Origin of the sequence: Archangium lipolyticum (genome assembly GCF_024623785.1) — a bacterium.
GTDB classification, from domain to species: Bacteria; Myxococcota; Myxococcia; order Myxococcales; family Myxococcaceae; genus Archangium; species Archangium lipolyticum.
Genome location: NZ_JANKBZ010000003.1, coordinates 295,122 through 321,561 on the forward strand (window position 1 = coordinate 295,122; position 26,440 = coordinate 321,561).

Here is a 26,440-nt window from a genome sequence, read left to right on the forward strand (position 1 = left end):
GCCACCCCGTCTCCCTCTGACATGGAGTCTGATAAGATGCGTTATGTAAACTAAGCCCACGGGGTTCCCCAGGGCCTCTGGACCGCATCCTCCCCCGTGCCCTCCAGGCCTCTTCCAGGCCCCTGGCGAACGACGAATCGCGTCATCCGCACTTCTTCCTTCGACCCGGAAATCAAAGTTCCCTCCATGAGTTCAGGGGCCGGGAATTTTCCCGCCTCTTGACCGGGACCGGCTGTTCCCGGGACAAACCGCACCACCTCCGGATCCCGGAAAGGAATCTCATGAAGCGTCTGCTCCTCCTCGCTTCCTTCCTCGGCGCCGCCCCCGCGCTCGCCGACGAGGGAATGTGGACGTACAACAACTTCCCCGCCTCCAAGGTCAAGGAGGCGTACGGCTTCCAGCCCTCGCAGGAATGGCTCGACAAGACGCGCCTGGCCTCGGCCAAGTTCGGCTACGGCTGCTCGGCGAGCTTCGTCTCCCCGGACGGTCTGGTGATGACGAACCACCACTGCGCCCGTGGCTGCATCCAGCAGCTCTCCACGGCCAAGAAGGACTACATCGCCAACGGCTTCTACGCCCGGACCCAGGCCGAGGAAACCCAGTGCCCGGCCCTGGAGATCAGCCAGCTCGTCGAGATCACCGACGTCACCGCGCAGCTCAACACCGCCACCCAGGGCCTCACCGGCAAGCAGTACGCCGACAGCCTCAAGGCGGAGATGTCCAAGCTCGAGAAGGCCTGCTCCACCAGCGATGACGTGCGCTGTGACGTGGTGACGCTGTACCAGGGCGGCAAGTACAACCTCTACAAGTACAAGCGCTTCCAGGACGTGCGGCTCGTGTTCGCCCCCGAGCACGCCGCCGCCTTCTTCGGCGGAGATCCGGACAACTTCGAGTTCCCCCGGTACGACCTGGACGTGACGTTCGTGCGCGTCTACGGCAAGGACGGCAAGCCCGCGAAGATCGACCACTACTTCAAGTGGTCCGCCCAGGGCGCCAAGGAAGGCGAGCTCACCTTCATTTCCGGCCACCCCGGAAAGACGTCGCGCGGCCTGACGGTGGCCCAGCTCGAGTACCTGCGGGACGTGGGCCTGCCCAAGCAGCTCTTCAAGATGTCGGAAGCCCGCGGGATGCTCACCGAGTTCCAGAACCGCGGCGCCGAGCAGAAGCGCATCTCCACCAACCAGCTCTTCGGCGTGGAGAACGGCCTCAAGGCCAACAAGGGCCGGCTCGAGCAGCTGGTGGACAAGAACTTCTTCGCCCAGAAGGTCGCCGCCGAGCAGGAGCTGCGCAACAAGGTCAACGCGGATCCGAAGATGAAGGCGAAGTACGGCGCCGCCTGGGACGAGATCGCCCGCGCCCAGAACACCTACCGCGACATGCGCAAGGAGTACGAGGCCATGGAGGCCGGCGGCATCGGCGGCCAGCTCTTCAGCCTGGCCCGGATGCTGGTGCGCGCCGCCGAGGAGCTCCCCAAGGCGGACGCGGAGCGGCTGCGCGGGTTCAACGACGCCAACCTGCCCGCCCTCAAGGTCCAGTTGATGAGCAAGGCGCCCATCTATCCCGAGCTGGAGATCGCCAACCTGACGTTCTCCTTCACCAAGATGCGTGAGGAGCTCGGACCGGATCACCCCTTCGTGAAGAAGGTGCTCGGCAAGGAGTCCCCGGAGTCGCTGGCCACCCGCCTGGTCAAGGGCTCCAAGCTGATGGATCCCAAGGCCCGCGAGGCGCTCTTCACCGGCGGCAAGAAGGCCATCGACGCCTCCAAGGACACGATGATCCGCCTGGCGGCTCTGGTGGACCCGGATGGCCGCGCCATCCGCAAGCAGTACGAGGAGAACGTCGAGGCCGTCATCCGCAAGAACGGCGAGCTGATCGCCCAGGCCCGCTTCGACGTCTACGGCACCGGCATCTACCCGGATGCCACGGGCACCCTGCGCCTCTCCTACGGCGCCGTGAAGGGCTACACGGAGGATGGCAAGAAGGTGGAGCCCTTCACCCTCATGGGCGCGACCTTCGACCGCCACACCGGTGAGGATCCCTTCGCCCTGCCCAGGTCCTGGCTCGCCGCGCAGAAGGACCTGACGGCCAACACCCCGATGAACTTCGTCACCACCAACGACATCATCGGCGGCAACTCGGGCTCGCCCATCATCAACAAGGACGCGGAGGTCGTCGGACTCGTGTTCGACGGCAACATCCAGTCCCTGGGCGGCGAGTACGGCTACGACGGCACCGCCAACCGCGCCGTCGGCGTGCACAGCGAGGCCCTCATCGAGGCCCTCAAGAAGATCTACAAGGCCGACCGCGTCCTCGAGGAGCTGCGCCCCGGCTCGACTCCCGCCGTGAAGGCCAGCTCGGGCCGGTAATCCCCTGCCTGTAGCACCCTGAAAACACGAAGGGGCTGCCCGATGAACCGGGCAGCCCCTTTGTTCTTTCGATCGCCCTTCCCGCTCCGCCTACTCCCACTCGATGGTGGCGGGCGGCTTGGACGAGATGTCGTAGACGACGCGGTTGATGCCGCGCACCTCGTTGGTGATGCGCGTGGAGATGCGCTCCATCACCGGGTACGGCAGCCGCGCCCAGTCCGCCGTCATGCCGTCCACGCTCGTCACCGCGCGCAGCACGCAGGTGGACTCGTAGGTGCGCTCGTCACCCATCACGCCCACGCTCTGCACCGGCAGCAGCACCGCGAACGCCTGCCACAGATCCTTGTACAGCCCCGCGTCCCGGATCTCCTGCTGGACGATCGCGTCCGCGCGGCGCACCAGCTCCAGCCGCTCCTCGGTGATCTCCCCCAGCACCCGGATCGCCAGACCCGGCCCCGGGAACGGCTGCCGCGACACCATCTCGTCCGGCAACCCCAGCTCGCGGCCCAGCGCGCGGACCTCGTCCTTGAAGAGCTCGCGCAGCGGCTCCACCAGCTTGAGGTTCATCTTCTCCGGCAGCCCGCCCACGTTGTGGTGGCTCTTGATGGTGACCGAGGGACCCTTGTACGAAACGGACTCGATCACGTCCGGGTACAGCGTGCCCTGCGCCAGGAACTCCGCGCCCTGCACCTCGCGCGCGGCCTCCTCGAACACCGCGATGAACTCGCGGCCGATGATCTTCCGCTTCTTCTCCGGATCCGTGACGCCGGCGAGCTTCTCCAGGAAGCGCGCCCGCGCATCCACCGTCTTCAGCGGCACGTGGAAGCGATCCACGAAGAGCGCCTCCACCTGCGCGCGCTCCCCCTGCCGGAGCAGACCGTTGTCCACGAAGATGCACTGAAGCCGCGCGCCGAGCGCACGGTGCAGCAACAGCGCCGCCACCGAGCTGTCCACGCCGCCCGACAGCCCGCAGATGACGCGGCCGTGATCGCCCACCTGGCGCCGGATGGCCTCCTCGGCCTCCTGGATGAAGCCCTTCATCGTCCAGCTCCCGCTCACCTTGCAGTCGGTGAACAGGAAGGCGCGCAGCATCTCCTTGCCCAGCGGGGTGTGCACCACCTCGGGGTGGAACTGCAGCCCGTAGATGGGCTTGCTCTTGTGCGCCGCCGCCGCGAAGGGCGAGTTGCCGCTACGGCCGATGGACTCGAAGTCCGGCGGCAGCGCGTCCACCCGGTCTCCGTGGCTCATCCACACCTTCACCCGCTCGCCCATGGGGAATCCGGCGAGCGGGCCCCGGGCCGCCAGCACTTCCACCTCGGCGGCGCCGTACTCCCGGTGCGCCGACCGATCCACCCGGCCTCCCAGCAGCTTGGAGATCAGTTGGAGTCCGTAGCAGATGCCCAGCACCGGCAGGCCCGCGTCGAAGACGTGGGGATCGCACCGCGGCGAGCCCTCCGCCTCCACCGAGGCCGGCCCTCCCGACAGGATGATGCCCCGAGGGGCGAAGCGGCGGATGTCCTCCGCGGGCAGATCGGGACGGTGGATCTCGCAGTACACGCCGAGCTCCCGCACCCGGCGGGCGATCAGCTGCGTGTACTGGCTCCCGAAATCGAGGATCAGGATCTTCTCGGCGTGAATGTCCACCACACTCTCCAAGGGGGCGCGCGTTGACGGATGCGGGCCTTATCGCTACAAACTTTCGGAAATCAACCATTAAGTCCCGCTCGATGAGGTCCTGGATGCGCCTGCCCGCCGTTGCAACCGTCCTGTTGCTGTCCACCACCGGTTGCGTGAAGGAGATCTCCTCGGAGGAGCGTCTGGATCGCGAGACCCAGCTCAAGCAGATGAGCGACACCCCGGATGCCGCCGAGCTGGGCAAGGTCCACTGCGATGACACGGGCGAGGCGCTCAACCAGGCCCGCAACGTCAACATGCCCGAGACGGACCGGGTGCTGCGCTACATCGAGCTGTACACCTCGCTGCTCAAGCGCAACGCCACCTTCGAGGAGGCGTTGGCCCGCAACCCGGATCTCCACTACATGGAGGGCAGCGAGAAGCTGGTGGCCGCCCGGGAGGCCTGCATCCAGCAGACCGCGGACGTGAAGGTCGAGTTCGAGACCTACGTGCGCGAGCTGGTGGAGGTGCCCACCGTCCAGGAGATCAAGGGCGGCAACACCGTCACGGTGGCCCGGCTGGACTTCGCCACCCTGCGCCAGGCCATCGAGACGCTGAACCTGGACGACAAGGACCAGCTGGTCTCCCGCGTGAGCAACGCGGAGAAGCGCGTCGTCAAGACGGAGGGCGAGGACGCCGGCCGCAAGCGCGGCAAGTAGTCCGCCGCGCCCCCGGCCCACTCCAGGCGCCCTACTCCACCCGGTAGTTGGGCGCCTCCTCGGTGATGATCACGTCGTGCACGTGGCTCTCCTTGAGCCCGGCCGCGGTGATCCGCACGAACTGCGCCTTGGTGCGCAGATCCTCGATGGTGGGGCAGCCCACGTAACCCATGCCGCTGCGCAGCCCACCCAGCATCTGGTGGATGTTCATGGCCAGGCTGCCCTTGTAGGGCACGCGGCCCTCGATGCCCTCGGGCACCAGCTTCACCGCGTCCACCTCCGACTGGAAGTAGCGGTCCTTGGAGCCCTGCTTCATCGCGCCCATGGAGCCCATGCCGCGGTAGCTCTTGTAGCTGCGGCCCTGGTACAGGATGACCTCGCCCGGCGCCTCCTCGGTGCCCGCGAAGAGCGAGCCGATCATCACCGAGCTGGCCCCGGCGGCCAGCGCCTTCACGATGTCGCCGGAGTACTTCACGCCGCCGTCGGCGATGACGGGCACGCCGTGCTTGTCCGCTTCGCGCGCGCAGTCGTCGATGGCCGTGAGCTGGGGCACGCCCACGCCGGCCACCACGCGCGTGGTGCAGATGGAGCCGGGACCGATGCCCACCTTCACCGCGTCCACGCCGGCCTCGATGAGCGCCCGGGTCGCCGCCGCCGTGGCCACGTTGCCGGCGATCAGCTCGAAGCCCTTGAAGTTCTTGCGCGTGTCGCGCACGGCCTCGATCACGTTGAGCGAGTGGCCGTGGGCCGTGTCGACGATGATCACGTCCACGCCGGCGCGGATCAGCGCGTCGACGCGGGCCTCGCGGTCCGCCGAGGTGCCCACCGCGGCGGCGCACAGCAGCCGACCCTTGGCATCCTTGGCCGCGTTCGGGTGCGTGCGGTGCTTCTCGATGTCCTTGATCGTGATGAGGCCCTTGAGCTCGAACTGCTCGTCGACGATCAGCAGCTTCTCGATGCGGTGCTCGTGCAGCAGCTTCTGGGCCTCGCCCTGGCTGATGCCCTCGCGGCCGGTGATGAGCTTGCGCGTCATCACCGCCTCCACCTTCTGCTGCACGTTCGTCTCGAAGCGCACGTCGCGGCTGGTGACGATGCCCACCAGCTTGCGGCCCTGCACCACGGGGATGCCCGAGATGTTGTGCTGCCGCATCAGCTCGAGCGCCTTCGACAGCGGCGCCTGCGGCTCGATCGTCACGGGATCCACCACCATCCCGCTCTCGAACTTCTTCACCTTCATGACCTCGAGCGCCTGCTGCTCGGGGGTCATGTTCTTGTGGATGACTCCGATGCCACCTTCCTGCGCCATGGCGATGGCGGTACGCGCCTCGGTGACGGTGTCCATCGCCGCGGACAGCAGCGGGATGTTGAGCCGCAGGTTGCGGGTCAACCGGGTCGTGAGGTTGGCGTCTTTGGGAAGGACGGCGCTCTCGGCGGGCTGCAGGAGAACGTCATCGAAGGTCAGCGCGAGCCTTACGTCAGAGGTCAGCATGGGGGCTCCCGGGGAGTCGCGGGGTCACCCGCGGTAAAGCCGCTTCCATAAGGGCTGTGAACCAGGGGCGCAATGATCAAAACGGCATCCGCGCCGTCCGGTCCCCTGGCACACAGGCGAATGATGCTAGGATCCCCCACCGCCCCCCCTCGGTGTCGTCACGGGACCTTCATTTTGACGCAGCCACACACCACAGCCTCGGGAGAAGCCAACGGCCTGGTCGTCAAGTTGCCTTTCTCGACCCCTGAGGAATTCCTGGCGAAGTACGGAGCCAACATCACCCTCGGAGGTCTCTACCTCCGCTCCAAGTCGGTGAAGCCTCCCGGCACGCGGGTCACCCTGGATCTCAAGCTCGCCGATGGCTCCCGCCTCATCCACGGCTCGGCGGTCATCCACTTCGTCACCGGTCAGGGGGGCCAGGGCATCTCCGGCATGGGGTTCCGCTTCCTTGAGATGGACCCGCCAACCCGGCGGTTCCTCGACTCCGCGGTGGCCGCCCTTCCACACGCCCAGTCATCCCTTCCTCCACTCCCAGCGGGAGTCGGACCGGCTGACTACTCGGTCCCCACCGGTGCTCCGCCCCCGACGGAGGCGCCGATCGGGCCCACCTTCACTCCGTGGCCCAACAGCATCCCCGTGGCTGCCTCCGCGCCTGTCGCCACGCCCGCGCCCGTGCCCACTCCGGCGGTGGCCTCGAGCCGTCCCGCTCCGCCCCCCGTGCCCACCCCGAGGATCTCCACGTCCACGCCCGTGGTGCCGAGCGCCCCCGCCTTCGAGGCCCCCACCGAGGAGCCCAAGCGGACCGGGCCCGTCATCGGCATCGACCTGGGGACGACCAACTCCTGCGCCGCCTACGTGCGCAACAACAAGCCCGGCGTCCTCCCCAGCCGCGAGGGGCACAACACCGTCCCCTCCATCCTCGCCCTCAACACCCGCGGCAAGCTCGTGGTGGGCCACCCCGCCAGGGGGCAGATGCTCACCAACCCCCGGCACACCGTCTACGGTGCCAAGCGGCTCGTCGGCCGTCCCTACGAGTCCCCTCTCGTCCGGGAGATCAAGGACCGCTTCGCCTACGAGATCGCCCCCGGCGACAACGGCGAGGCCGCCGTCAAGCTCGGGGATCGCATCTACTCGCTGCAGCAGATCTCCGCGCTCATCCTCCGCGAGGTGCGGGAGGTCGCCCAGAACCAGCTCGGCCAGCCCATCTCCCGCGCGGTCATCACCGTCCCCGCCTACTACAACGACAACCAGCGCCAGGCCGTGCGCGAGGCCGGCCGGCTCGCCGGGCTCTACGTGGAGCGCATCCTCAACGAGCCCACCGCCGCCGCGCTCGCCTACGGCTACGGCCGCAAGCTCACCCAGCGCGTGCTCGTGTACGACCTCGGCGGCGGCACCTTCGACGCCTCCGTCCTGGAGCTCAACGACTCCATCTACGAGGTGGTCTCCACCGGCGGCGACACCTTCCTCGGTGGCATCGACTTCGACAACGCCATCATCGAGTACCTGCTCGAGCAGTTCCACCAGCAGACCGGTCACACCTTCCAGGGTGACCGTGTCGCCATGCAGCGCATCCACGACGCCGCCGAGCGCGCCAAGTGCGCCCTCTCCGAGCGCTCCGAGGTGCGCGTCCACGTCGCCTTCATCACGATGATCGGCGGCAAGCCGTTCGATCTCGACGTGCCCCTCACCCGGGACATGCTCGTCCACCTCACCGAGAAGCTCGTCGACCGCACCCTCCAGGTCTGCGCCGAGGTGCTCGACGCCAAGGGCCTCGCCCCCAAGGACATCGACGAGATCATCCTCGTGGGCGGTCAGAGCCGCTTCCCGCTCGTCCACGAGAAGCTCTCCTGGTTCTTCGGCAAGGCGCCCGCCAAGAACGTCCACCCGGACGAGGCCGTGGCCCTCGGCGCCGCGCTGCTCGCGCACAGCCTGGGTCAGCTCGAGGGCGTCGTGCTCATCGACGTGCTGCCCATGTCCATCGGCGTGGGCCTGCCCGGCGGCCGCTTCAAGCCCGTCCTCGAGCGCAATGCCTCCCTGCCCGCCGCCAAGAGCTACCAGCTCGCCACCAGCCGGGATGATCAGCAGGAACTCGACGTGATCATCCTCCAGGGCGACTCGGAGCGCGCCATGGAGAACGAGTATCTCGGTACGCTGAAGATCTCCGGCCTGCCCCCGGGGCCTCGCGGCTCGGTGAAGGTGTCCGTCACCTTCGAGGTGAACAACGAGTGCATCCTCAAGGTCATCGCCCGCGAGCAGACCAGCGGCGCCGAGGTCATGAGCATCTTCAGCACCCGTGACACCCCGGAAGAGGTGCGCGCGAAGATGGGGTTGAACCCACCGCATCCCGCGATTCCCTCCGGGCGCCCTCCCCTGTCTCCTCCGGGGCGGCCCTCCCTCGGGGGGATTCCCACCGTTCCCACCGCGGCTCCCAAGCGGCCCACGATTCCTCCCGTTTCCCTCCCCGCCGCCATGGCCGCCGCCTCCAACGAGGCAGCCGCTCCGCTCGGCGTCGTGGGTTGGTTGAAACGGTTGCTCGGAAGGACTTGAGAACGGGGACGGATACCCTCACCCCGACCCTCTCCCAAGGGGAGAGGGAGTGGGGGGGTTGTCCTCAGTCTCGCACGTGCAGGCGATCCTTCGACTGCTCCGCCATCTCGAAGACGGGAGCCGACGAGGTCTCGGACGCGCCCGTCAGCAGGTGCGCCGGCACCGGCGAGGCCTTCACCGCCGCCTTCAGCGCCGCATCCCGCACCGCGGCGATCCGCTTGCGCCACAGGAAGAACACCAGGCCCACCACCGCGAGGCCCCCGAACACCACCAGCTGGCCGTCCTTCAGCAGCTCGATGCCGTAGTCGAGCTTGTCGCCGAAGTGGAAGCCGAGCCACACGAAGAACGGCGCCGACAGCAGCGCCGCCAGCCCGTCCCAGAAGATGAAGCGCCAGTAGGACATGCCCGCCGAACCCGCGGTGAAGTACGTCACCGCGCGCACCCCGGGCAGGAAACGGGCGATCATCACGATCTTCTGCCCGTGCAGCGCGAACATCCCCTCCACCCGCGCCCTCTTCTCCGGCGTGACCACCCGCGCGAAGAAGCCGCTGGGAGACCGGCCCACCTGCGAGCCCAGACGGCGGCCCGCCAGGAAGATGAGGCTGTCGCCCACCAGGATGCCGGCGAAGCCGATCAACATCATCATCGAAAGACTCGCCGCTCCCTTGTGCGCCAGGAATCCGCCCAGGATGAGCGAGATGTCCTCCGGCAGGGGGACGCCGAGCCCACAGGCCACCAGCACGCCGAAGACGGCCGCATAGGCGAGGAAGCCGTGGGTGTTGCCCAGCAGGTTGGTGAGGAATTCTTGCACGCGAGTCTCGTCTCTCTCTTCACTGCCGTGGAGGCCGGTCCGGCGCTAGCCGTGCCTGGGTCTCCAGCGCCCACGCATCAACCGGGCGCGCATCATCAAAACTCCGGGCCACGCATCGCAACCCAAAGTATCCCCTATGGCTGGCTGCCTCGGCATCGGCAACTAGAACCGACCTCCAGGCCAGCGCTCCCTCGTCCGCCCGCTCCTCGGCGGTCCCTTCGTGGCGAGGGGTTCCCGAAGGTGGGTACGCATGGGTGGGCTCCCACGCACATGCACCCAGCGCCTTCCTCGTGAACGTTCCTCGCATCGTCGGCGAAGAAGGTAGCACGGGGCGCAAGGGGGGGAGGGTTACGTCTTGCCCACGAGCGACTTCATGAACTCGCGGTTCTCGCGGACCTTTCCGCTGAAGTGGGTGATGATCCCCATCAGCAGCTTCATGCAGGCCTGGGGTTTCTGCGCCGTCAGCCGCTGGAAGTCCGCGTGGCGGATCTCCACGGCCGTGACATCCGTCATCGCCGTGGCGGTGCACAACCGCTCGCCCTTCTGGATGAGTGCCAGCTCGCCCAGGGGCTCACCCGCGCCTACATCCCCGAGCGTCACTTCCTCGCCCCCGGTGTTGCGCGCGCTCAGCCGCACCGTTCCTTCTCCGAGGATGAAGAGCGACTCGCCGGGACGGTTCTCCAGGAACAGGGCCGACCCCTTGGGAAAGGCGCGCGGCACCCCAATGGCGGCGAAGATCTGGATGCCGACATCGGTGAAATCCTTGAAGAGCGGGCAAGCCTTGAGTACGGCTGCGACCTCCATGGGGTGTGGTCCTAACACGCACGCCCCCTCCCGTCACGTTAACGGCTCGCGCGGTGATCCGCGGCCGTCCGGACGTAGTGCTTCGCGGACTCGAGCAGGAACGCCCGCTCCTCGTCCGTCACCGCCCTCTTCACCTTGCCCGGAGAGCCCACCACCAGCGAGCCCGCCGGAATCTTCGTCCCCGGCGTGAGCAACGTGCCGGCTCCGATGATGCAGTCGTCGCCGATCTCCACGTCGTCCATGACGATGGCCCCCATTCCCACCAGGACCCGGTTCCCCACCTTGCACCCGTGCAACACCACGTGGTGCCCCACCGTCACGTCGTCCCCGATCGTGGTCGTGAACCGGCTGCTCGTCACGTGCACCATCGTGAGATCCTGGATGTTCGTCCTCTGGCCGATTCGGATGGCGTTCACGTCACCCCGCAGCACCGAGTTGAACCACACCGAGGAGTCCTCCCCTACCTCCACGTCACCGATGACCTGCGCCGAGTCCTCGATGAAGCAGCTCGGGTGGACTCGCGGGGTTTGATCACGGAATCGGCGCAGGGCCATGGGTTCTCCAGGAGTGGATGAACGGAGGGGAACTCCAGGGCGGGATACCCTCACCCTGTCCCTCTCCCAGAGGGAGAGGGGGATTGACTCAGGCCACGACGCAGGTGGGCTCGGGTTGGGGGAGCTCGGCTGCCGGCATCACCGTCGGCGGACTCAGCACCGCCACCTGCTTGCCCGCCAGCTGGTTCGGCGTCGCGCTCTCCACCAGCACCTTCACGAACGCCCCCGCCGGTGCATCTCCGTCGAAGTTCACCGTCCGGTTCTCCGCCGTACGCCCGAAGCGCTTGAGCGGGTTGTAGCGCGACGGGCCCTCCACCAACACCTCCACCTCCTGCCCCACCAGCGCCGCGGTGATCTCCCCGCTGATGCGCCTCTGCAGCTTCTGCAGCCGCTCCAGCCGCTCGATCTTCACCTCGTGCGGCACCGGACCCCACTCGTTCTCCCGCAGCGCCGCTCCCGTCTTCGGCCGCGGGCTGTAGATGAACGAGAACTGGTTGTCGTACCGGACCTTCTCCGTCAGCTCCATCGTGAGCGCGAAGTCCTCCTCCGTCTCACCCGGGAAGCCCACGATGATGTCCGTCGTCATCGCGATGCCCGGCCGCGCCGCGCGCAGCTTCTCCAGCCGCACCATGTACTCGGCCACCGTGTAGTCGCGCCTCATCCGCTTGAGCACCGGGTTCGACCCGCTCTGCACCGGCAGGTGGAAGTGCGGGCAGATCTTCGGCTGCACCCGGAAGGCCTCGATCAGCTCGTCCGACAGGTCGTGCGGATGGCTCGTCGTGAAGCGCACGCGATCGATCCCCGGCACCTCCGCCGTGCGCAGCAGCAACTGCGCGAAGCTCACGCCGCCCTGGTACGAGTTCACGTTCTGCCCGATGAGCGTCACCTCGCGCACGCCCACCTTCGCCAGATCCGCCACCTCGGCCAGCACGTCCGGGAACGGCCGGCTCACCTCGCGGCCACGCGTGTGCGGCACCACGCAGAACGAGCAGACGTTGTCGCACCCCTTCATCACCGTGACGAACTCGGTCACCTTGCCGCGGCTCGTCTCCGGATCCGCCCGGGGGAACACGTACTCCTCCGAGTCCACCCAGGCCGTCTCCACCACGCGCTCGCGCTCGCCCCGCACCCGGCCGATGATCTCCGGCAGCTTGGCGATGGAGTCCGGGCCGAAGACGAAGTCCAGGTAGGGCACCTTCTTGAGGAGCTTGTCCTTCTCCTGCTGCGCCACGCACCCGCCCACGCCCAGCAGCGTGCCACGGGCCAGCTTCACCGTGCGGTAGCGCCCCAGGGCCGAGAGCATCTTGTCCTCGGCCTTCTCGCGGATGGAGCAGGTGTTGAGGATGATGAGGTCCGCCTCCTCCGGGACCGGTGTCGGCCGGTATTCCAGCTTGCCGAGCACCTCGCTCATCCGGAGCGAGTCGTTGACGTTCATCTGGCAGCCGAAGGTGTGGATGAAGTAGCGCTTCATGGGTCTTTCCGTACGGAGAACGGGCTCTTATGCGATGGGCCCCGGCGGAATGCAACAACCCCGCGGGCGGCCAGGCGGGCGCCTCACGCCCGGCTGAGGACCTTCTGCATCCGGGCGTGGAGGTCGACCAGCCGCTCCTCGTGCTGGTTCAGCAGATCAATCGTCCCCTGCCCATAACGCCGGGCCAGGGGCTCCAGATCCTCGACGCGGCGCAGCTCGTCCCGGATCTTCCCCGCTTTCTCGGTCGAGGCGGCATCCAGCCGCTGCTCCAGCTCCGCCAGCCGGGTCCGCAGCCTCCGCGCCGTCCAGCGCTGGCCGCTGTAGGCGCGCAGCATGGCGGTGCCCAGTTCCACCACCTTCGTCTCCTTCAAGCCGGACGCCTGCATGCCCAGCTGGTGCGCGGCGACGATCGCGTCCTTCCCCGCCGAGGGCTGCTCGACATGGGCGAGGAAGGTCTCCTGGTAGCGGACGAGTGACTGGAGCTCGGCCTCGGTGAGGGGATGGGAGGCCAGCCGCAGTGTCCTGGCGTCGGCGGCCTCCATGCCGGCGGACTGCGACTGCGTGGCCTCGAGATCATCGAAGAAGGAAGAAGGGGGCATGGTTCAGGTCTCTCAGGCGGGCACGAGCTGCTCCGCGATGCGGGACAGATCGGCCACGGAGTTCACCACCACCGTCTGGTGGCACTCCTTCGAATAGGTGAGCATCTCGCTATCCCCGAAGCCCCAGTTGGCGCGGTCCTCGGGGCAGATCCACAAGAGCCGCTTGCACTTCTGCTTCAGGTCCTTGAGTGCCCAGGCGTTGTTCGGGTTGTAGTTGTTGCGGCCGTCCCCGATGATCATCACCGTGGTCCGGCGCGTGATGCTGCCGAGCTGGTCCCTCGTGAAGCTGGCCAGCGCGCGGCCGTAGTTGGAGTTGGCCGTGAGCGACACGGCCTGTCCCATGGTGGCCAGGTCGATGGCCCGGTCCACGTCCTGCTCCTTGAAGTACTGCGTCACATCGCCCACGTCCGACACGAAGACGAACGAGCGCACCCGCACGAAGAGCGACTGCAGCGTGTAGGTGAAGAGCAGCATCATCCTCGACGCGTTGCGCACCGAGTCCGACACGTCACAGAGGACGACGACCTCGGGGCGCTCGGGGCGGCGGGCGCGGAACACCGGCACCATGGGCACCCCACCCCACGGCAGGTTGCGGCGCAGCGTGCGGCGCACGTTCAGCGTCCCCCGCCGCTTCGAGCGCTGCTTGCGGATGAGCCGGGCCTTCAGCTTCTCCGCCAGCGTCTTCACCGCCGACTCCATCTGGTTCACCTCGGCCTGGCTGAGCTGGTGCAGCGGCTTGTCCACCACCCCGCCCGTGGGCTTGCGGATGCGCGCCTCGGCCTGGCGCTTCACCTCGCGCCGCGCCGCCTCCTCCACCTTGCGCAGCTGCTCGGCCACGTGCCGCGAGACGATCTCCACGCCCTCCGCCGGCAGGCCCCGCTTGCGCAGCTCCTCCTCCAGCGCCTTGAGCTCCGAGCGCGCCCGATCGATCCCCGCCGCCACCATCAGCCGCCGCGAGAAGAAGCCCGTCTGCATCGAGCTGCGCATCTGCGACAGATCCAACTGCAGCGTGGCCGAGCGGAAGATCTGCGCCAGCCGCGCCCTGTCTCCCATGAGCGCCGCCTGCGCCAGCGGGGACAGCTCGGGGAAGAGCGAGTTCATCTGGAACAGCAGCATCGTGAGGTTGTCACCCTCGATGAGCCCCTGCTCCTGGATCTGCTGCGCGAGCGACTTGTCGAGCGCCTCGAACGTCCTGGCCGCCCCCGAGAAGTAGAAGTCGAAGGCGCGGTTGAAGACGTCCACGTCCTTCTCGCGCTTGACCATCGTGGTCCGCAGCACCGAGCGGAAGATGCCCTTGTCCTGGAGCCCCACCTCGGAGGCCGCCCGCGACGCGTCCGCGACCTCGGACGTGCTCACCCGCACGCCGTTCTGGCGGAGGACCTCGGCGAACTCGACGATGCGTGCGTCCATGTGGTTCCAGGCCCCTCATTATCCATGCTCCCAACCCGTGGCCACACAATCCTTCTCCCTGCGGGGGGCCGGGCGTCCTGTATACCCAGGCCCGGGGAACACCCGAAGGAGACATCATGCCAACAGCAGTCGTCACCGGAGCGGGCATCCGGCTCGGAAAGGCCATCGCCCTGGCGCTGGCCGAGGCGGGTTTCGACCTGGCCCTGCATGTCCACCAGTCGACCGAGGGAGCCGACGAGGTCGCCCGGAAGGCCCGCGCCCTGGGACGCGCCGCCACGGTGTACCGCGCCGACCTGGGGTCGCCCCAAGGGGTGGACTCGCTCGCCTCGACCCTGCGCCAGGCCCACCCGGCCATCGATGTCCTCGTGAACAACGCGGGCATCTTCGAGCGGCTGGCCTTCGAGGACATCACCCGGGAGCAGTACCACCGGATGATGGGGATCAACCTGGAGGCGCCCTTCTTCCTCACCCAGGGTCTGCTCCCGGCGCTGCGAGCGGCCCCCCGCCCCCTGGTCGTGAACCTCACCGACATCGCAGGGGAGCGCGCCGAGAGCCACTATGCCCACTATTCCGCCAGCAAGGCGGGGCTGATCATGCTCACCCGGGCGCTGGCCGTGGAGCTCGCGCCCCAGGTGCGGGTCAATGCCGTCTCGCCGGGGACGGTGATCTTCCCGGAGCACTTCGACGAGGCCGCCCGCCAGGCCTACCTCTCCCGAATCCCCTTCGGCCGGGAGGGCTCCCCCGAGGACGTGGCCCGGGTGGTGGTCTTCCTGGCGCGCGAGGCGCCCTATATCTCCGGACAGGTGATCGCCGTGGATGGAGCCCGGAGCGTCCAGCTATGAATCGCCCTCTCACCGACGACTTCCCGATCACTCCGCGAGACGCCCGGGGCCGCCCGCTGGATGTGATCGATCTGCGCCTGCTCCCCGTCCAGTGCATCGTCGGGGTGTACCCCGCCGAGCGCGGCACGCCGCAACCGCTGGAGCTCGACGTGGCCCTCTACCTGGACACCCGGAAGGCCGCCACGGAGGGCCGCCTCCGCGACACGGTGGACTACGCGCGGCTGTCCGGGGAGCTGCGCTTCCTCCTGGAGACGGCCGACTTCCGCGTGCTGGAGACGGCCGCCGAGGCCCTCTGCCGCTACATCCTGGCCCCTCCCACCGAGGACATGGCGCGAGCCCAGGTGCGGGCCGTCACCCTGCGGCTGTCCAAGCCGGAGGCACTGGGGCGCTCCGGGCTCGCCTCGCTGCGGGTGCACCGCTCCGCGGACGAGTACCAGTACGAGATGGAGGAGAAGCCCTTCGGGCGGGTGGACATCGTCTTCCAGGATCAGCACGTCGGCATCTACCGGCTGCGTGTCGCCCCGGGCCGCACCATCCCCACGCACGAGCACCGGGTGATGAACGAGGCGGAGCTGGTGCTGGGTCACGGGCTGCTGCTGCAGGGCAAGCCGGTGCTGGCGGGAACGGGCTTCCGGTGGCCGAGACACTTCCCCCACCGCTACGACAACCCGCGGCCGATCGAGCAGACGGTGCTGTGCGTGGACCGCCCGGCCTTCATGCCCCATGACGAGGTGGAGGTCCCCGAGCCCACGAGCGGGCTGGCGCCCATCGAGGGCCGCGCCTACTACCCGGCGGCGGCGAGCGCCCCCGAGGCCGAGGGCGAGCGATGGTGAGCACTCCCCCGATGGGAACCCGGAAGGTGCTGGTGACCGGAGGGGGAAGCGGCATGGGGCTCGCCGTGGCCGAGGCGCTGCTGCGAGCGGGAGGCCGGGTGGCGGTGACGGGGCGCCGGGCGGATCGGCTGGAGGCGGTGGTGCGCGCGTGGCCCGGTCAGGCAGTGGCCCTGCCCTGCGATCTGTCCTCCCCTTCCGAGCGCGAGGGGCTGCTCGCACGGGCCCGAGCGGCGCTGGGCGGGCTGGACGGACTGGTCCACTCGGCGGGGGTGGTGGAGCACCAACCCGTGGGCCACATCTCCGAGGACGCACTGCGGGCCCAGCTCGAGATCAACCTGGTGGCCCCGCTGCGCCTGGGCGAGGAAGCCCTGTCGGTCCTGGAGGACGGAGGGGGCATGGTGTTCATCTCCTCCACCCTGGCCCTGCGGCCCCTGCCCACCAGCGCGGTCTACAGCGCGGCCAAGGCGGGGATGCTGGCGGCCATGCGCTCTCTGGCCCTGGCCGGCGCCGCGCGGCGCATCCGGGCCAACGCCGTCTGTCCGGGAGTGGTGGACACGGAGATGGTCCGGGCCCCGCGATTGAGCCCCGGTGAGACGCCTCCCACGGGAGAGGAGCTCGAACGCAGGATCTCCGCCCAGCTGTCCACGCTGGGGGCACTGCACCCGCTGAGACGGCTCGGGAAGGCCGAGGAGGTGGCCGAGGCGGTGGTGCACCTGCTGTCGGCCCCGTGGACCACCGGGAGCGAGCTGGTCATCGACGGCGGGCTGATGCTCCGGGAGTGAGCGTCAGCTGTCCTCGCCCTGGTAGATGCAGCCCGAGGTGCAGGTCTCGCGCACCATCACCTTGCTCAACTGGGGAAGACGAGGCCGCACGCGCTGCCAGATCCACCGGGCCAGGTTCTCGCTGGTGGGGTTGGACAGCCCTTCGATCTCATTGAGGTAGTAGTGATCGAGCTGGGCCTGGATGGGCTTGAAGGCCTCGGTGAGGTCGGCGAAGTCCATCACCCACCCCGAGTCCGCGCCGACGGGCCCCTGGACATGGAGGGTCACGCGGTAGGAGTGGCCGTGCAACCGGGCGCACTTGTGCCCCGGGGGGACGTTCGGGAGGCGATGGGCCGCCTCGAAGGTGAACTCCTTGAAGATCTCCAAAACAGACTCCTGTGTGCCGCCAGCGGCTTACGCGGGCAGCTCGAAAGACATGACGGATTCCACGTGGTGCGTCTGGGGGAACATGTCCACCACCTGGAGCGCCAGCGGCTTATAGCCAGCTTCCACCAGCCCCGCCGCGTCCCGGGCCAACGAGCCCGGATCGCACGCCACATACACCACCCGCCGCACGCCCAGCGTCTTCAGCCACCGGGCGAGCCCCGGCGCCCCGGTCCGCGGCGGATCCGCCAGCGCCAGGTCGAACCGCTTCCCCTCGCGGATGAGGCCCTCGCACACCTTCCGGGCATCGCCCTGGACGAAGCGCACGTTGGTCACCCCACCCTCGCGGGCACCGCGCTGCGCCGAGTCCACCGACGCCGGAGAGGACTCCACGCCCAGCACCGAGGCGGCGCTCGCGGCGATCGGGAACGTGAAGTTGCCGTTGCCCGAGTACAGCTCCAGCACCGAATCCGTCTCACGGGGGGCCAGCTCGTACAGGGCGGACGTCACCAGCCCCACGTTGGCCTCGGCATGGGCCTGGGAGAAGGCATCGGGACGCAGATACAGCGGCACCTCCGGGCGCAGCGGTGACAGCGAGCGCAGCACCGGCTTGCCGATGAACCGGGGCGAGCCCTCCTTCGGCACCAGCACCGCGCCCTCCAGCCGCAACTTGCGCACCGCCGTCTCGCACGCCTCCACGTGCCGGGGTGTCACCTGGCCCTTGAGCATCACCGCGAAGGCCGCCTTGTCGCCCTCGGCGAGCAGGTGCAGCTCCTCCGCGTCCCGGGACACCGGCTTGAGCAGCGGCGCCAACTTCCCGGGCAGCCCGGCGAGCGGCTCCACCAGCGCGGGGCACTCGAGCACCGCCACCCGGTCATGGCTGCGCCGCCCGAAGTAGACCAGCTCGTCCTTGAGGAAGTGCAGCACCGCGCGCCGCCGGTAGCCGAAGTTCCTCGGGGCGATCAGCACGGGCCGCACCGCGAAGGTGTCCCGCTTCAGCCGGCCCAGGTGCTCCAGGGCGGAGAGGACGATCTCCTGCTTCGCGGCGCGCTGGGCGGACTCGGACAGCTCCAGCCAGTCGCACCCGCCGCACCGGGCACTCAGGGCACAGGGTGAGGGCCTCCGATCGGGGCTCGGAGTCACCACGTCACCCAGCAGGTGGCCGCGCACCACCTTGCCCTCCTGCTCCAGACGCACGCGGACGCGCTCGCCGGGGAAGGTGCCGGGCACGAAGACGGTGCGGCCCTCGAAGGAGGCCACTCCCTCTCCGAGCTGCCCGAGGCGCTCGATGGTCAATTCAATGGGGGTATCCGGAAGCATGGGATCCTTATTCGACCTCCGCTCCGGCGTGGGTATTCCGCCGCGGCCCCGGGGGGACGAGACCGCGGCGGGTACGACGAAGAGCCGGCGGAGCGGCTAGATGCTCATCTCACGCACGTTGGGGGCGATCTTGAGCTTGGGCTCGGTGATGGCCTGCACCTGCTCCACGGTCACGCCGGGGGCCAGCTCGCGCAGCACGAGGCCCTCGGGCGTCACGTCCATCAGGGCGTACTCGGTGACGATGTGGTTGACGCACTTGAGGCCGGTGATGGGCAGGGAGCACTTCTTGAGGATCTTCGGCTTCCCCTCCTTGTTGACGTGCTCCATGGTCACGAAGACGCGCTTGGCGCCCACCGCGAGGTCCATGGCGCCACCGGGCCCCTTCACCATCTTGCCGGGGATCATCCAGTTGGCCAGGTCACCCTCCTCGCTGACCTCCATGGCGCCGAGCACGGCCAGGTCCACATGGCCGCCGCGGATCATCCCGAAGGACAGCGCCGAGTCGAAGAAGGCGGCGCCCTTCACCACCGTCACCGTCTCCTTGCCGGCGTTGATGAGATCCGGATCCTCCTCGCCTTCCATGGGCCAGGGGCCCATGCCGAGGATGCCGTTCTCCGACTGCAACATGATGTCGATGCCCTTCGGAATGTAGTTGGCAACCAGCGTGGGGATGCCGATTCCGAGGTTCACGTAATAGCCATCGCGCAGCTCCTGGGCGATGCGCTGGGCAATCTGCTCACGGGTCAGGGGCATGGCGTCCTCTCAGGCCTTCTTCTGCACGGTGCGGCGCTCGATCCACTTCTGGAGATCCTTCGCCTGGATGATGCGCTGCACGAAGATGCCGGGCAGGTGCACCTGATCCGGGTCGATCTCACCGGCGGGCACGATGTGCTCGGCCTCGACGATGGTGATCCTTCCCGCCATGCACATCATCGGCGAGAAGTTGCGGGCCGTCTTGCGGAACACCAGGTTGCCCCAGGTGTCCGCCTTCCAGGCGCGCACGATGGTGAAGTCCGCCTTGAGCGGCGTCTCCAGCACGTGCAGCCGCCCGTCGATCATGCGCGTCTCCTTGCCCTTGGTGAGCTCGGTGCCCGCGCCCGACGGCGTGAAGAAGCCCGCGATGCCGCAGCCACCCGCGCGGATGCGCTCGGCCAGCGTGCCCTGCGGGTTGAGCTCCACCTCGAGCTGCCCGGAGAGCATCTGCTGCTCGAAGACCTTGTTCTCGCCCACGTAGCTGGCGACGATCTTCTTCACCTGGTTGGCCTTGAGGAGAATCCCCAGGCCCAGCTCGGTGGTGCCGCAGTTGTTGGAGATGATGGTCAGCCCCTTGGTCCCCTTGCGGTGCAGCGCCGCGATGAGGTTCTCGGGGTTACCGCACAGCCCGAAGCCGCCGCTCATCAGCGTGGCGCCATCCGGGATGTCGCGGACGGCCTCGTCCGCGCTCGCGAAGATCTTGTTCATGAACCCCTCCTACGAGAACGGGGCGAGGGCCCTCTAGAAGACCCTCACCCCGCCCCTCTCCCAGGGGGAGAGGGAGTGTTCGTTACCCGCGCCTGGACTAGCGCTCCACCATCAGCGCGATGCCCTCGCCGCCGCCGATGCACAGCGACGCCACGCCGCGCTTCTTGTTCTGGTCCTGCAGCGTGTGCAGCAGCGTCACCAGCAGGCGCGCGCCCGAGGCGCCGATCGGGTGGCCGAGCACCACCGCGCCGCCGCGCACGTTCACCTTCGAGGCCTCCAGGCCGAGGAGCTTGTTGTTGGCCAGGGCCACCACGGCGAAGGCCTCGTTGATCTCCCAGAGGTCCACGTCGGTGGTCTTGTGGCCGGTCTTCTTGAGCAGGTTGTTGATGGAGTCGGCCGGAGCGATGGTGAACTCCACCGGCTTGCGGGCGGCCCCGGCGTAGCCGGCGATGCGGCCCAGGATGGTGCGGCCCTCGGCCTTGGCGCGCTCGGCGCTCATCAGCACCAGCGCCGCGGCGCCGTCGTTGATGGAGGACGCGTTGGCCGCCGTCACCGTGCCGTCCTTCTTGAACACGGGCTTGAGCGTCGGAATCTTGTCCGGCTTGGCGTTCTTGGGACCCTCGTCCTCGCTCACCACCACGTCCCCGCCCTTGCCGCCGGGCACGGTGACCGGGACGATCTCCCGGGTGAACAGGCCGGCCTTCTGCGCCTCGATGGCGCGCCTGGTCGACTCGAGCGCGTACTCGTCCTGGTTGGCGCGGCTGATGCCCTGGCTGGTGGAGCACTCCTCGGCGCAGTTGCCCATGTGGACGTTGCCGTAGGGGTCCCACAGGCCGTCGAGGATCATCGCGTCCTTGAACTCCACGTTGCCCATGCGGGCGCCGCCACGCATGGCGTGGCTGACGTAGGGCGCGTTGCTCATGGACTCCATGCCGCCGACGACCACCACCTCGGCGTCACCGAGCGCGATGGCCTGGGCACCGGCGATGACCGCCTTGAGGCCCGAGCCACAGACCTTGTTGATGGTGACGGCCGGAACGCTGTCGGGAACACCGGCGTAGATGGCGGCCTGCCGCGCCGGCGCCTGGCCCACGCCCGCCTGCAGCACGCAGCCCATGATGGTCTCATTGACCTTGTCCGGGGAGACGCCCGCGCGCTCCAGCGCCGCCTTGATGGCGATGGCGCCGAGCTGGGGCGCCGTCAACTTGGACAGGGCTCCCTGGAAGGCCCCAATGGGGGTACGCGCCGCGCCCACGATGACCACTTCACGAGCCATGAACTGCCTCCTTGGGGTGCTGGGGATGACCTTGGATAACCCCCGGGAGCGCCCTTATCACCACGCCTTGTGGGAGGGTCAAGCCTCCTTGCCTGCTCCCGGGGTCAGAGCGTCCACTGGAGCGAGAGAAGAGCTTCTTGCTCCGAGGATCAGGCGGAATCAACGCGGGACGCTCAGCGGATGACGCGCCACGTCAGGAGCGCGGTATCCGCGCCGCAGGTGCTCAGGGAGTCCGCCAGGGGTGCCCAGGACACACCGAGTGCCGCGCCCTGGTGCGCCGTGGCCTGGGAGGAGACGAGGGTCCGCGAGCGCGTGTCCCAGACCTCGAGGGAGCCATCCTGCCGGGTGCCCGCGAGCAGGAAGCTCTCGGGGTTCCAGGCGAGCGACGTGAGGGCGGCGGCCCGCCCGGGGAGCACTGCCAGGAGTGCCCCCGTGGTGGCGTTCCAGAGCCGGAGGTTCTCCGACTCGAACTCCGGCGCTCCGGCGGTGGCCAGCATCGAGCCATCGGGACTCCAGGCGACGGCGCCCACCGCCGCCGTCTGGGCCTGGGGCATCGTCCAGGTCCGGGCGCCCGTCGTCACGTTCCAGATGGAGGCGCTCTTGTCCTCACCGCCCGTGAGCAGACGGACGCCATCACGGTTCCAGGCGAGCCCCCGGAGGGCACCCCGGTGGGCCTGGAACGTGGTCAGGACGTCACCCGTCCTGGCGTTCCACACCGTCACGAGTCCCTGCTCGTCCCCCGCGGCGACGAGCAGGCCATCCGGTCCCCAGGCGACCCGGTTCACCCGGCTCTTCAGGCGCCACTCGGGGGAAGCCTCCTCGCCGGTCTCGGCGCGCCAGCGGCGCACGGTGCCGTCCTCGGCCCCGGCCACGAGCCAGGTGCCCGTGGGATCCCACGCCACCGAGGTCAGCTTCGCGCCACTGCCGGGGAACGTGCGCAGCCATTGTCCCTCCGCGCTCCAGAACCAGAGGCGTCCGTCCCCGCTCGCCGTGGCGAGCTTCGTGCCGTCCGGGCTCCAGGCCGCCGCCACGGGCCTGGACTGGTAGGGGGCGAGCGTGCGCTCCAACACGAGCCCTTCCGCGGCATGGAGCGAGATCGTCCCGGACTCGGGGTCCGAGGAGAGCAGCGTCGGGCGGCTCGGATGGAAGGCCAGGTCGCGAGCGCGAAGGGGCGTGAGCGGGCCACCCACGGTCTTGTCGGTGCTGGCATCCAGGACGACCAGCCGGCCCATGTCGCTCGCGGCGATGTACCGGCCCTCCGCGCTCCAGGCCGTCGAGAAGATCGCGTTCACGAACCTACCGCCTTCCAGGCCGCGCACGTACACGCCCGTCGCCGCCTGATTGACGTTGATGGTGGATCCACTTCCGCTCGTGTAGACATCACCCTTCGGGCTCCACGCGAGTCCCTGGCCGACCAGCGTCTGCGCCAGCTCGCCGTTGGCCTTGTAGATGGCGGACGTGCTCGAGATGGGCTCGGACCACCAACTCTCGGCGGCGAACATCGTCCCGTCGGGACTCCACGCCAGCCGATCGACGGCATCGATGGAACCCGCGGAGATCCACTCTCCCGTGGCGAGGTCGTAGATCCGCATTCCCAGGGAGAGACCACTGATCAGGGTCCTGCCATCGGGGCTCCAGGCCAGGGAGCGCGCGCCACTGCGGGTCTGCGCCTGGAATGTGCGCACCAACTCTCCCGTGTGGGTGTTCCACAAGCGGACGCTCCCCATCCCATCGCCGGTGGCGAGCTGCGTCCCGTCCGGGCTCCACGTTACCGACAGCACCGCTTCCGGGTGGGCGGGGAGGACGCTGTGCAACGCTCCCGTGCTGGCGTCCCAGATGGCCACGGAGCCGCCATCTCCGAGCGCCGCCGCGATCCGTGTCCCATCCGGGCTCCACACCGTGGAGACGGGCCCGCTCGTGCCCACGCGGCGCCAGGCCTGCTCGAAGCGGACGGCGGGGACGAAGCGGGCCGTGCACTCGAGGTTGGCCTGGGTGAGGGTGACCTGGGCGGTTCCCTCCTTCCCCGAGCACATGCCGCTCCACCTGTCGAAACTCCAACCAGCCGCGGGCTGCGCGCTCAAGCTCACGGTGCTCCCCGAGGGGAAGGCCACGCTGCAGGTGTCCGGGCAGTTCAATCCGGCCGGCGTGCTCGTCACCGTGCCCTCCCCTTCCTTCTTCATGTGGAAGAAGAAGGTGGGCGGGGTGAGCGAGAAGCGAGCCGTGCACGTGGCATCGGCGGAGAGATCCACCACGGTCTGCGGCTCCGCACCCGCGCAGCTTCCCGTCCAGCCCACGAAGAACCAGTTCGTGGCGGGCTGGGCGATCAGGGTGACGCGCGTGCCCGTGTCGAACGTCGCGCCGCACTGCTTCCCGCAGTCGAGCCCCTCCGGGTTGCTGCGCACCGAGCCCTCCCCTTCCACGCTCAGGGTCAGCGTGTGCTGCTTCGTGGGACGCGGCGAGATGGTGACCGTGAAGGGCTCGGACCAGGCGCCCATCGCGTTGCCCGTGTTGCGCGCCACGCAGCGCACCGCGTAGCTGCCGGTCTTCTCGAAGACGTGCTCCTGTTCTCCCACCTGCCCATCCGCCAGCGGCCCCGTCCATTCGGTGGGCTCGCTCGGGCTGATGGGCCCCCCCGTGTCTCCCCAGTCGAAGGCGTATGTGAGCTCCAGGCGGCGCGGATCCCTCGCGATGCACCCGACGCGCAGGGGCTCTCCCGCGATGCCTTGCGCCTGCCCGGCCTCGACGCTCGCCCTGCCGGGTGGATCCACCTGCTCGAAGGGATTCTTCTCACAGGCGCTCAGGGTCAACAGCGTGCCCACGAGCAGGTGGACGGAGAGGGGGTGGAGGCGTCGCTTGGATTCGTGCACTGCACGTCCTTCCGCACGGATGTTTGGGGGCCCAAGGGCTAATACCCGGAAGGATGTGGAGTCAATGCGCGCGCACGGTAGGCACGGATCACCGGTGCTCGATACCCTCACCCCAGCCCTCTCCCAGAGGGAGAGGGGGCATCGCACGGTGAGGAACCTGGTCAGACCCTCTCCCCCTGGGAGAGGGACGGGGTGAGGGTATGGGAAGGACTCGGGTTCCACCCCTTCTGTCCCGAAAAACAGACGGCCGGATTCCCTCTCGGGAACCCGGCCGCCTTGTGTCTCTCTCGTGAGAGGCGAACCGCTTACTTCTTCAGCTTGCTCGCCATCACGTCGCCGAGGCGCGCCTTGGAGCCCTCCGCCTGGCGGCGCAGGTACTCGCGGTAGTCGTCGCCCTCGCCGATCAGGGCCTTCATCGACAGGGCCACCTTCCGGTCCTGCGTGTTGATGTCGATGATCTTCACCTCGACATCCTGGCCCTCGTTCACCACGTCACGCGGGTTCTCGACGCGCTCCTCCTTCAGCTCGGAGACGTGCACGAGGCCCTCGATGCCCGGCTCGATCTCCACGAAGGCGCCGAAGTCCGTCACCTTGGTGACCTTGCCCTTCACGCGGCTGCCCACGGGCGTGCGCTCGGACAGGGTGTCCCAGGGATCCGGCTGGAGCTGCTTGATGCCCAGGCTGAAGCGCTCGTTCTCGACGTCGATGTTGAGCACCACCGCCTCGACCTCGTCGCCCTTCTTGAACATCTCGCCCGGGTGCTTGATGCGCTGGGTCCACGAGATGTCGGACACGTGCACCAGGCCGTCCACGCCCTCCTCGACGCCGACGAACACGCCGAAGTCGGTGACGTTGCGGATCTGACCCTTGATGACCGAGCCGATCGGGTACTTGTCCTCGAGCAGCGTCCAGGGGTTCTGCTCGATCTGCTTCATGCCCAGCGCGATGCGCTTGGCCTTCGGATCGATGTCGAGCACCACCGCCTCGACCTCCTGGCCCACCTCCAGCATCTTGCTCGGGTGCTTGAGGCGCTTGGTCCAGGACATCTCGGACACGTGCACCAGACCCTCGACGCCCTGCTCGATCTCGATGAACGCGCCGTAGTCGGTGATGGAGACGACCTTGCCGCGCACGCGGGTGCCGACCGGGTACTTCTCGTCGGCGCGGTGCCACGGATCCTCCTGGATCTGCTTGAGGCCCAGGCTGACGCGCTCCTGCGTCGGGTCGAACTTGAGGACGACCACGCGCACTTCGTCACCGACGTTGAACATCTCGGAGGGGTGACCGATGCGGCCCCACGACATGTCGGTGATGTGCAGCAGGCCGTCGATACCGCCGAGGTCGATGAAGGCGCCGTAGTCGGTGAGGTTCTTGACCACGCCCTTGAGGACCGCACCCTCCTTGAGGTTCTTGAGGGTCTCCTTCTTCATCTCCTCGCGCTGCTTCTCGAGCAGCACGCGGCGGGAGAGCACGATGTTGCCGCGCTTCTTGTTGAACTTGATGACCTTGAACTCGAATTCCTTCGAGATGTACTGGTCGAGGTTGCGCACCGGGCGGATATCCACCTGGCTGCCGGGGAGGAACGCCTTCACGCCGATGTCGACGGAGAGGCCACCCTTCACGCGGCCCACGATGGTGCCCTTGACGATCTCATCGCGCTCGCAGGCGGCGCTGATCTCGTCCCAGATGCGCATCTTGTCGGCCTTCTCCTTGGAGAGGACGACCATGCCGGTATCGTTCTCGCGGCTCTCCAGGAGGACCTCGACAGGGTCGCCCGCCTTGACGGAGACCTCGCCGCGAGGGCTGGTGAACTCGGAGATCGGAACCTGGCCCTCGGACTTGTAGCCGATGTCGACGATGGCGTAGTCCTTGGTCACCTGCACCACGGTGCCCTTGACGATCTCGCCTTCCTTGAGGATGCCTTCACCGCCACGCTCCTTGAGCGAGGCCTCGAACATCGCGGCAAAATCCTCGTCGCCGACATCTCCGATCTGCTGGTTCACATTCTGCTGCATGAGATTGGGAATCCTAACTGGGTACAGCTGCCCCCGGTTGTTGACGACAGCCACTCGCGGGGAGCTACGAGTGACCCGCGATCCAGTCCCACAATGGAACTGAATCGAAGCCGCGCACCCTAGACACCGGTTACACCGGCAGTCAAGCGAGCGCGGGATCCTTGTTCACAGTCCTGATAATGCGGCCCCAGGTGGGAGAACACCCCCCATGGTCCAGGGCCCTCGTCCGGCAGGCAGGCGCTCCGGGGTTCCGGGGGTCGGTCTGCCGCGGATGGAAAGTTGATAACCCCTCCCGGC

Annotated in this window: 21 protein-coding genes; 6 read left to right on the plus strand and 15 right to left on the minus strand. The window is 68.2% G+C overall.

Going from position 1 to position 26,440, the window contains the following annotated elements:
- Window positions 1-281: 281 nt before the first annotated feature.
- A complete protein-coding gene (locus tag NR810_RS08310) occupies window positions 282-2,366 on the plus strand; it encodes a S46 family peptidase (protein ID WP_257449905.1) in 2,085 nt (694 codons plus the stop codon).
- A gap of 90 nt (window positions 2,367-2,456) precedes the next feature.
- On the opposite strand, the gene guaA is transcribed toward NR810_RS08310, so the two are convergent.
- Window positions 2,457-4,010 (minus strand): glutamine-hydrolyzing GMP synthase, encoded by a 1,554-nt coding sequence (gene guaA / locus NR810_RS08315; RefSeq protein WP_257449907.1) that lies wholly within the window; start codon window positions 4,008-4,010, stop codon window positions 2,457-2,459.
- 95 nt (window positions 4,011-4,105) lie between these two features.
- On the opposite strand from guaA, the gene NR810_RS08320 reads away from it, so the two are divergent.
- The gene (locus NR810_RS08320) at window positions 4,106-4,699 is read left to right on the plus strand and encodes a hypothetical protein (protein WP_257449909.1); all 594 of its coding nucleotides are present in this window, start codon (window positions 4,106-4,108) and stop codon (window positions 4,697-4,699) included.
- Between the two features lie 31 nt (window positions 4,700-4,730).
- Here the strand turns inward: NR810_RS08320 and guaB are convergent, their stop codons facing one another.
- Entirely contained in the window at window positions 4,731-6,188 is a 1,458-nt protein-coding gene (gene guaB / locus NR810_RS08325; RefSeq protein ID WP_257449911.1) for an IMP dehydrogenase, read from the minus strand.
- 228 nt (window positions 6,189-6,416) lie between these two features.
- Here guaB and NR810_RS08330 point away from each other — a divergent pair, with 228 nt between their 5' ends.
- Window positions 6,417-8,735: a TIGR02266 family protein gene (locus NR810_RS08330; RefSeq protein WP_257449913.1), complete on the plus strand. Its 2,319-nt coding sequence runs from the start codon at window positions 6,417-6,419 to the stop codon at window positions 8,733-8,735.
- A 64-nt stretch (window positions 8,736-8,799) separates the two neighbouring features.
- Here NR810_RS08330 and NR810_RS08335 read toward each other — a convergent pair whose 3' ends face one another.
- The 6 genes from NR810_RS08335 to NR810_RS08360 form a co-directional block, all read right to left on the minus strand.
- Window positions 8,800-9,546, minus strand: a complete 747-nt coding sequence (locus NR810_RS08335) for a DedA family protein (protein WP_257449915.1) — start codon at window positions 9,544-9,546, stop codon at window positions 8,800-8,802.
- 348 nt (window positions 9,547-9,894) lie between these two features.
- Entirely contained in the window at window positions 9,895-10,350 is a 456-nt protein-coding gene (locus NR810_RS08340; protein ID WP_257449919.1) for a cyclic nucleotide-binding domain-containing protein, read from the minus strand.
- A 38-nt stretch (window positions 10,351-10,388) separates the two neighbouring features.
- Entirely contained in the window at window positions 10,389-10,904 is a 516-nt protein-coding gene (locus tag NR810_RS08345; RefSeq protein ID WP_257449921.1) for a gamma carbonic anhydrase family protein, read from the minus strand.
- 88 nt (window positions 10,905-10,992) lie between these two features.
- Entirely contained in the window at window positions 10,993-12,375 is a 1,383-nt protein-coding gene (miaB, locus tag NR810_RS08350; RefSeq protein WP_306817984.1) for a tRNA (N6-isopentenyl adenosine(37)-C2)-methylthiotransferase MiaB, read from the minus strand.
- Window positions 12,376-12,458: 83 nt separating this feature from the next.
- The gene (locus NR810_RS08355; RefSeq protein ID WP_257449924.1) at window positions 12,459-12,974 is read right to left on the minus strand and encodes a hypothetical protein; all 516 of its coding nucleotides are present in this window, start codon (window positions 12,972-12,974) and stop codon (window positions 12,459-12,461) included.
- A gap of 12 nt (window positions 12,975-12,986) precedes the next feature.
- On the minus strand, window positions 12,987-14,384 hold the full coding sequence (locus tag NR810_RS08360) for a VWA domain-containing protein (RefSeq protein ID WP_257449926.1): 1,398 nt from the start codon (window positions 14,382-14,384) through the stop codon (window positions 12,987-12,989).
- Window positions 14,385-14,500: 116 nt separating this feature from the next.
- On the opposite strand from NR810_RS08360, the gene NR810_RS08365 reads away from it, so the two are divergent.
- The 3 genes from NR810_RS08365 to NR810_RS08375 are packed head-to-tail and all read left to right on the plus strand — an operon-like array spanning window position 14,501 to window position 16,841.
- Entirely contained in the window at window positions 14,501-15,226 is a 726-nt protein-coding gene (locus tag NR810_RS08365) for an SDR family NAD(P)-dependent oxidoreductase (RefSeq protein ID WP_257449928.1), read from the plus strand.
- Window positions 15,223-16,059, plus strand: a complete 837-nt coding sequence (locus tag NR810_RS08370; RefSeq protein ID WP_257449930.1) for a dihydroneopterin aldolase — start codon at window positions 15,223-15,225, stop codon at window positions 16,057-16,059. Before NR810_RS08365 ends, NR810_RS08370 begins: the two co-directional genes overlap by 4 nt.
- An 11-nt stretch (window positions 16,060-16,070) precedes the next feature.
- Complete coding sequence (locus NR810_RS08375; protein ID WP_257449932.1) at window positions 16,071-16,841, plus strand: SDR family NAD(P)-dependent oxidoreductase; 771 nt, start codon at window positions 16,071-16,073, stop codon at window positions 16,839-16,841.
- A gap of 3 nt (window positions 16,842-16,844) precedes the next feature.
- On the opposite strand, the gene queD is transcribed toward NR810_RS08375, so the two are convergent.
- The 7 genes from queD to NR810_RS08410 form a co-directional block, all read right to left on the minus strand.
- Window positions 16,845-17,207: a 6-carboxytetrahydropterin synthase QueD gene (queD, locus tag NR810_RS08380; RefSeq protein WP_257449935.1), complete on the minus strand. Its 363-nt coding sequence runs from the start codon at window positions 17,205-17,207 to the stop codon at window positions 16,845-16,847.
- Between the two features lie 27 nt (window positions 17,208-17,234).
- Window positions 17,235-18,524: a class I SAM-dependent RNA methyltransferase gene (locus NR810_RS08385; protein WP_257449938.1), complete on the minus strand. Its 1,290-nt coding sequence runs from the start codon at window positions 18,522-18,524 to the stop codon at window positions 17,235-17,237.
- A gap of 96 nt (window positions 18,525-18,620) precedes the next feature.
- Complete coding sequence (locus tag NR810_RS08390) at window positions 18,621-19,277, minus strand: CoA transferase subunit B (RefSeq protein ID WP_257449940.1); 657 nt, start codon at window positions 19,275-19,277, stop codon at window positions 18,621-18,623.
- A 9-nt stretch (window positions 19,278-19,286) separates the two neighbouring features.
- Window positions 19,287-19,985, minus strand: a complete 699-nt coding sequence (locus tag NR810_RS08395) for a CoA transferase subunit A (protein ID WP_257449944.1) — start codon at window positions 19,983-19,985, stop codon at window positions 19,287-19,289.
- 97 nt (window positions 19,986-20,082) lie between these two features.
- Window positions 20,083-21,261, minus strand: a complete 1,179-nt coding sequence (locus NR810_RS08400) for a thiolase family protein (protein ID WP_257449947.1) — start codon at window positions 21,259-21,261, stop codon at window positions 20,083-20,085.
- Between the two features lie 173 nt (window positions 21,262-21,434).
- Window positions 21,435-24,128 carry a WD40 domain-containing protein gene (locus NR810_RS08405; RefSeq protein WP_257449949.1) on the minus strand — a complete coding sequence of 898 codons (2,694 nt, stop codon included), beginning with the start codon at window positions 24,126-24,128 and terminating at the stop codon, window positions 21,435-21,437.
- Between the two features lie 305 nt (window positions 24,129-24,433).
- Complete coding sequence (locus NR810_RS08410; protein WP_204218767.1) at window positions 24,434-26,143, minus strand: 30S ribosomal protein S1; 1,710 nt, start codon at window positions 26,141-26,143, stop codon at window positions 24,434-24,436.
- Window positions 26,144-26,440: the final 297 nt, after the last annotated feature.

Coding starts and splice junctions, on each gene's coding strand:
- NR810_RS08365 (WP_257449928.1), top strand. CDS start 14,501: ATGCCAACAGCAGTCGTCACCGGAGCGGGCATCCGGCTCGGAAAGGCC.
- NR810_RS08370 (WP_257449930.1), top strand. CDS start 15,223: ATGAATCGCCCTCTCACCGACGACTTCCCGATCACTCCGCGAGACGCC.
- NR810_RS08310 (WP_257449905.1), top strand. CDS start 282: ATGAAGCGTCTGCTCCTCCTCGCTTCCTTCCTCGGCGCCGCCCCCGCG.
- NR810_RS08390 (WP_257449940.1), bottom strand. CDS start 19,277: ATGCCCCTGACCCGTGAGCAGATTGCCCAGCGCATCGCCCAGGAGCTG.
- NR810_RS08375 (WP_257449932.1), top strand. CDS start 16,071: ATGGGAACCCGGAAGGTGCTGGTGACCGGAGGGGGAAGCGGCATGGGG.
- NR810_RS08400 (WP_257449947.1), bottom strand. CDS start 21,261: ATGGCTCGTGAAGTGGTCATCGTGGGCGCGGCGCGTACCCCCATTGGG.
- NR810_RS08385 (WP_257449938.1), bottom strand. CDS start 18,524: ATGCTTCCGGATACCCCCATTGAATTGACCATCGAGCGCCTCGGGCAG.
- NR810_RS08340 (WP_257449919.1), bottom strand. CDS start 10,350: ATGGAGGTCGCAGCCGTACTCAAGGCTTGCCCGCTCTTCAAGGATTTC.
- NR810_RS08410 (WP_204218767.1), bottom strand. CDS start 26,143: ATGCAGCAGAATGTGAACCAGCAGATCGGAGATGTCGGCGACGAGGAT.
- NR810_RS08360 (WP_257449926.1), bottom strand. CDS start 14,384: ATGGACGCACGCATCGTCGAGTTCGCCGAGGTCCTCCGCCAGAACGGC.
- guaB (WP_257449911.1), bottom strand. CDS start 6,188: ATGCTGACCTCTGACGTAAGGCTCGCGCTGACCTTCGATGACGTTCTC.
- miaB (WP_306817984.1), bottom strand. CDS start 12,375: ATGAAGCGCTACTTCATCCACACCTTCGGCTGCCAGATGAACGTCAAC.
- NR810_RS08355 (WP_257449924.1), bottom strand. CDS start 12,974: ATGCCCCCTTCTTCCTTCTTCGATGATCTCGAGGCCACGCAGTCGCAG.
- NR810_RS08395 (WP_257449944.1), bottom strand. CDS start 19,985: ATGAACAAGATCTTCGCGAGCGCGGACGAGGCCGTCCGCGACATCCCG.
- NR810_RS08320 (WP_257449909.1), top strand. CDS start 4,106: ATGCGCCTGCCCGCCGTTGCAACCGTCCTGTTGCTGTCCACCACCGGT.
- NR810_RS08345 (WP_257449921.1), bottom strand. CDS start 10,904: ATGGCCCTGCGCCGATTCCGTGATCAAACCCCGCGAGTCCACCCGAGC.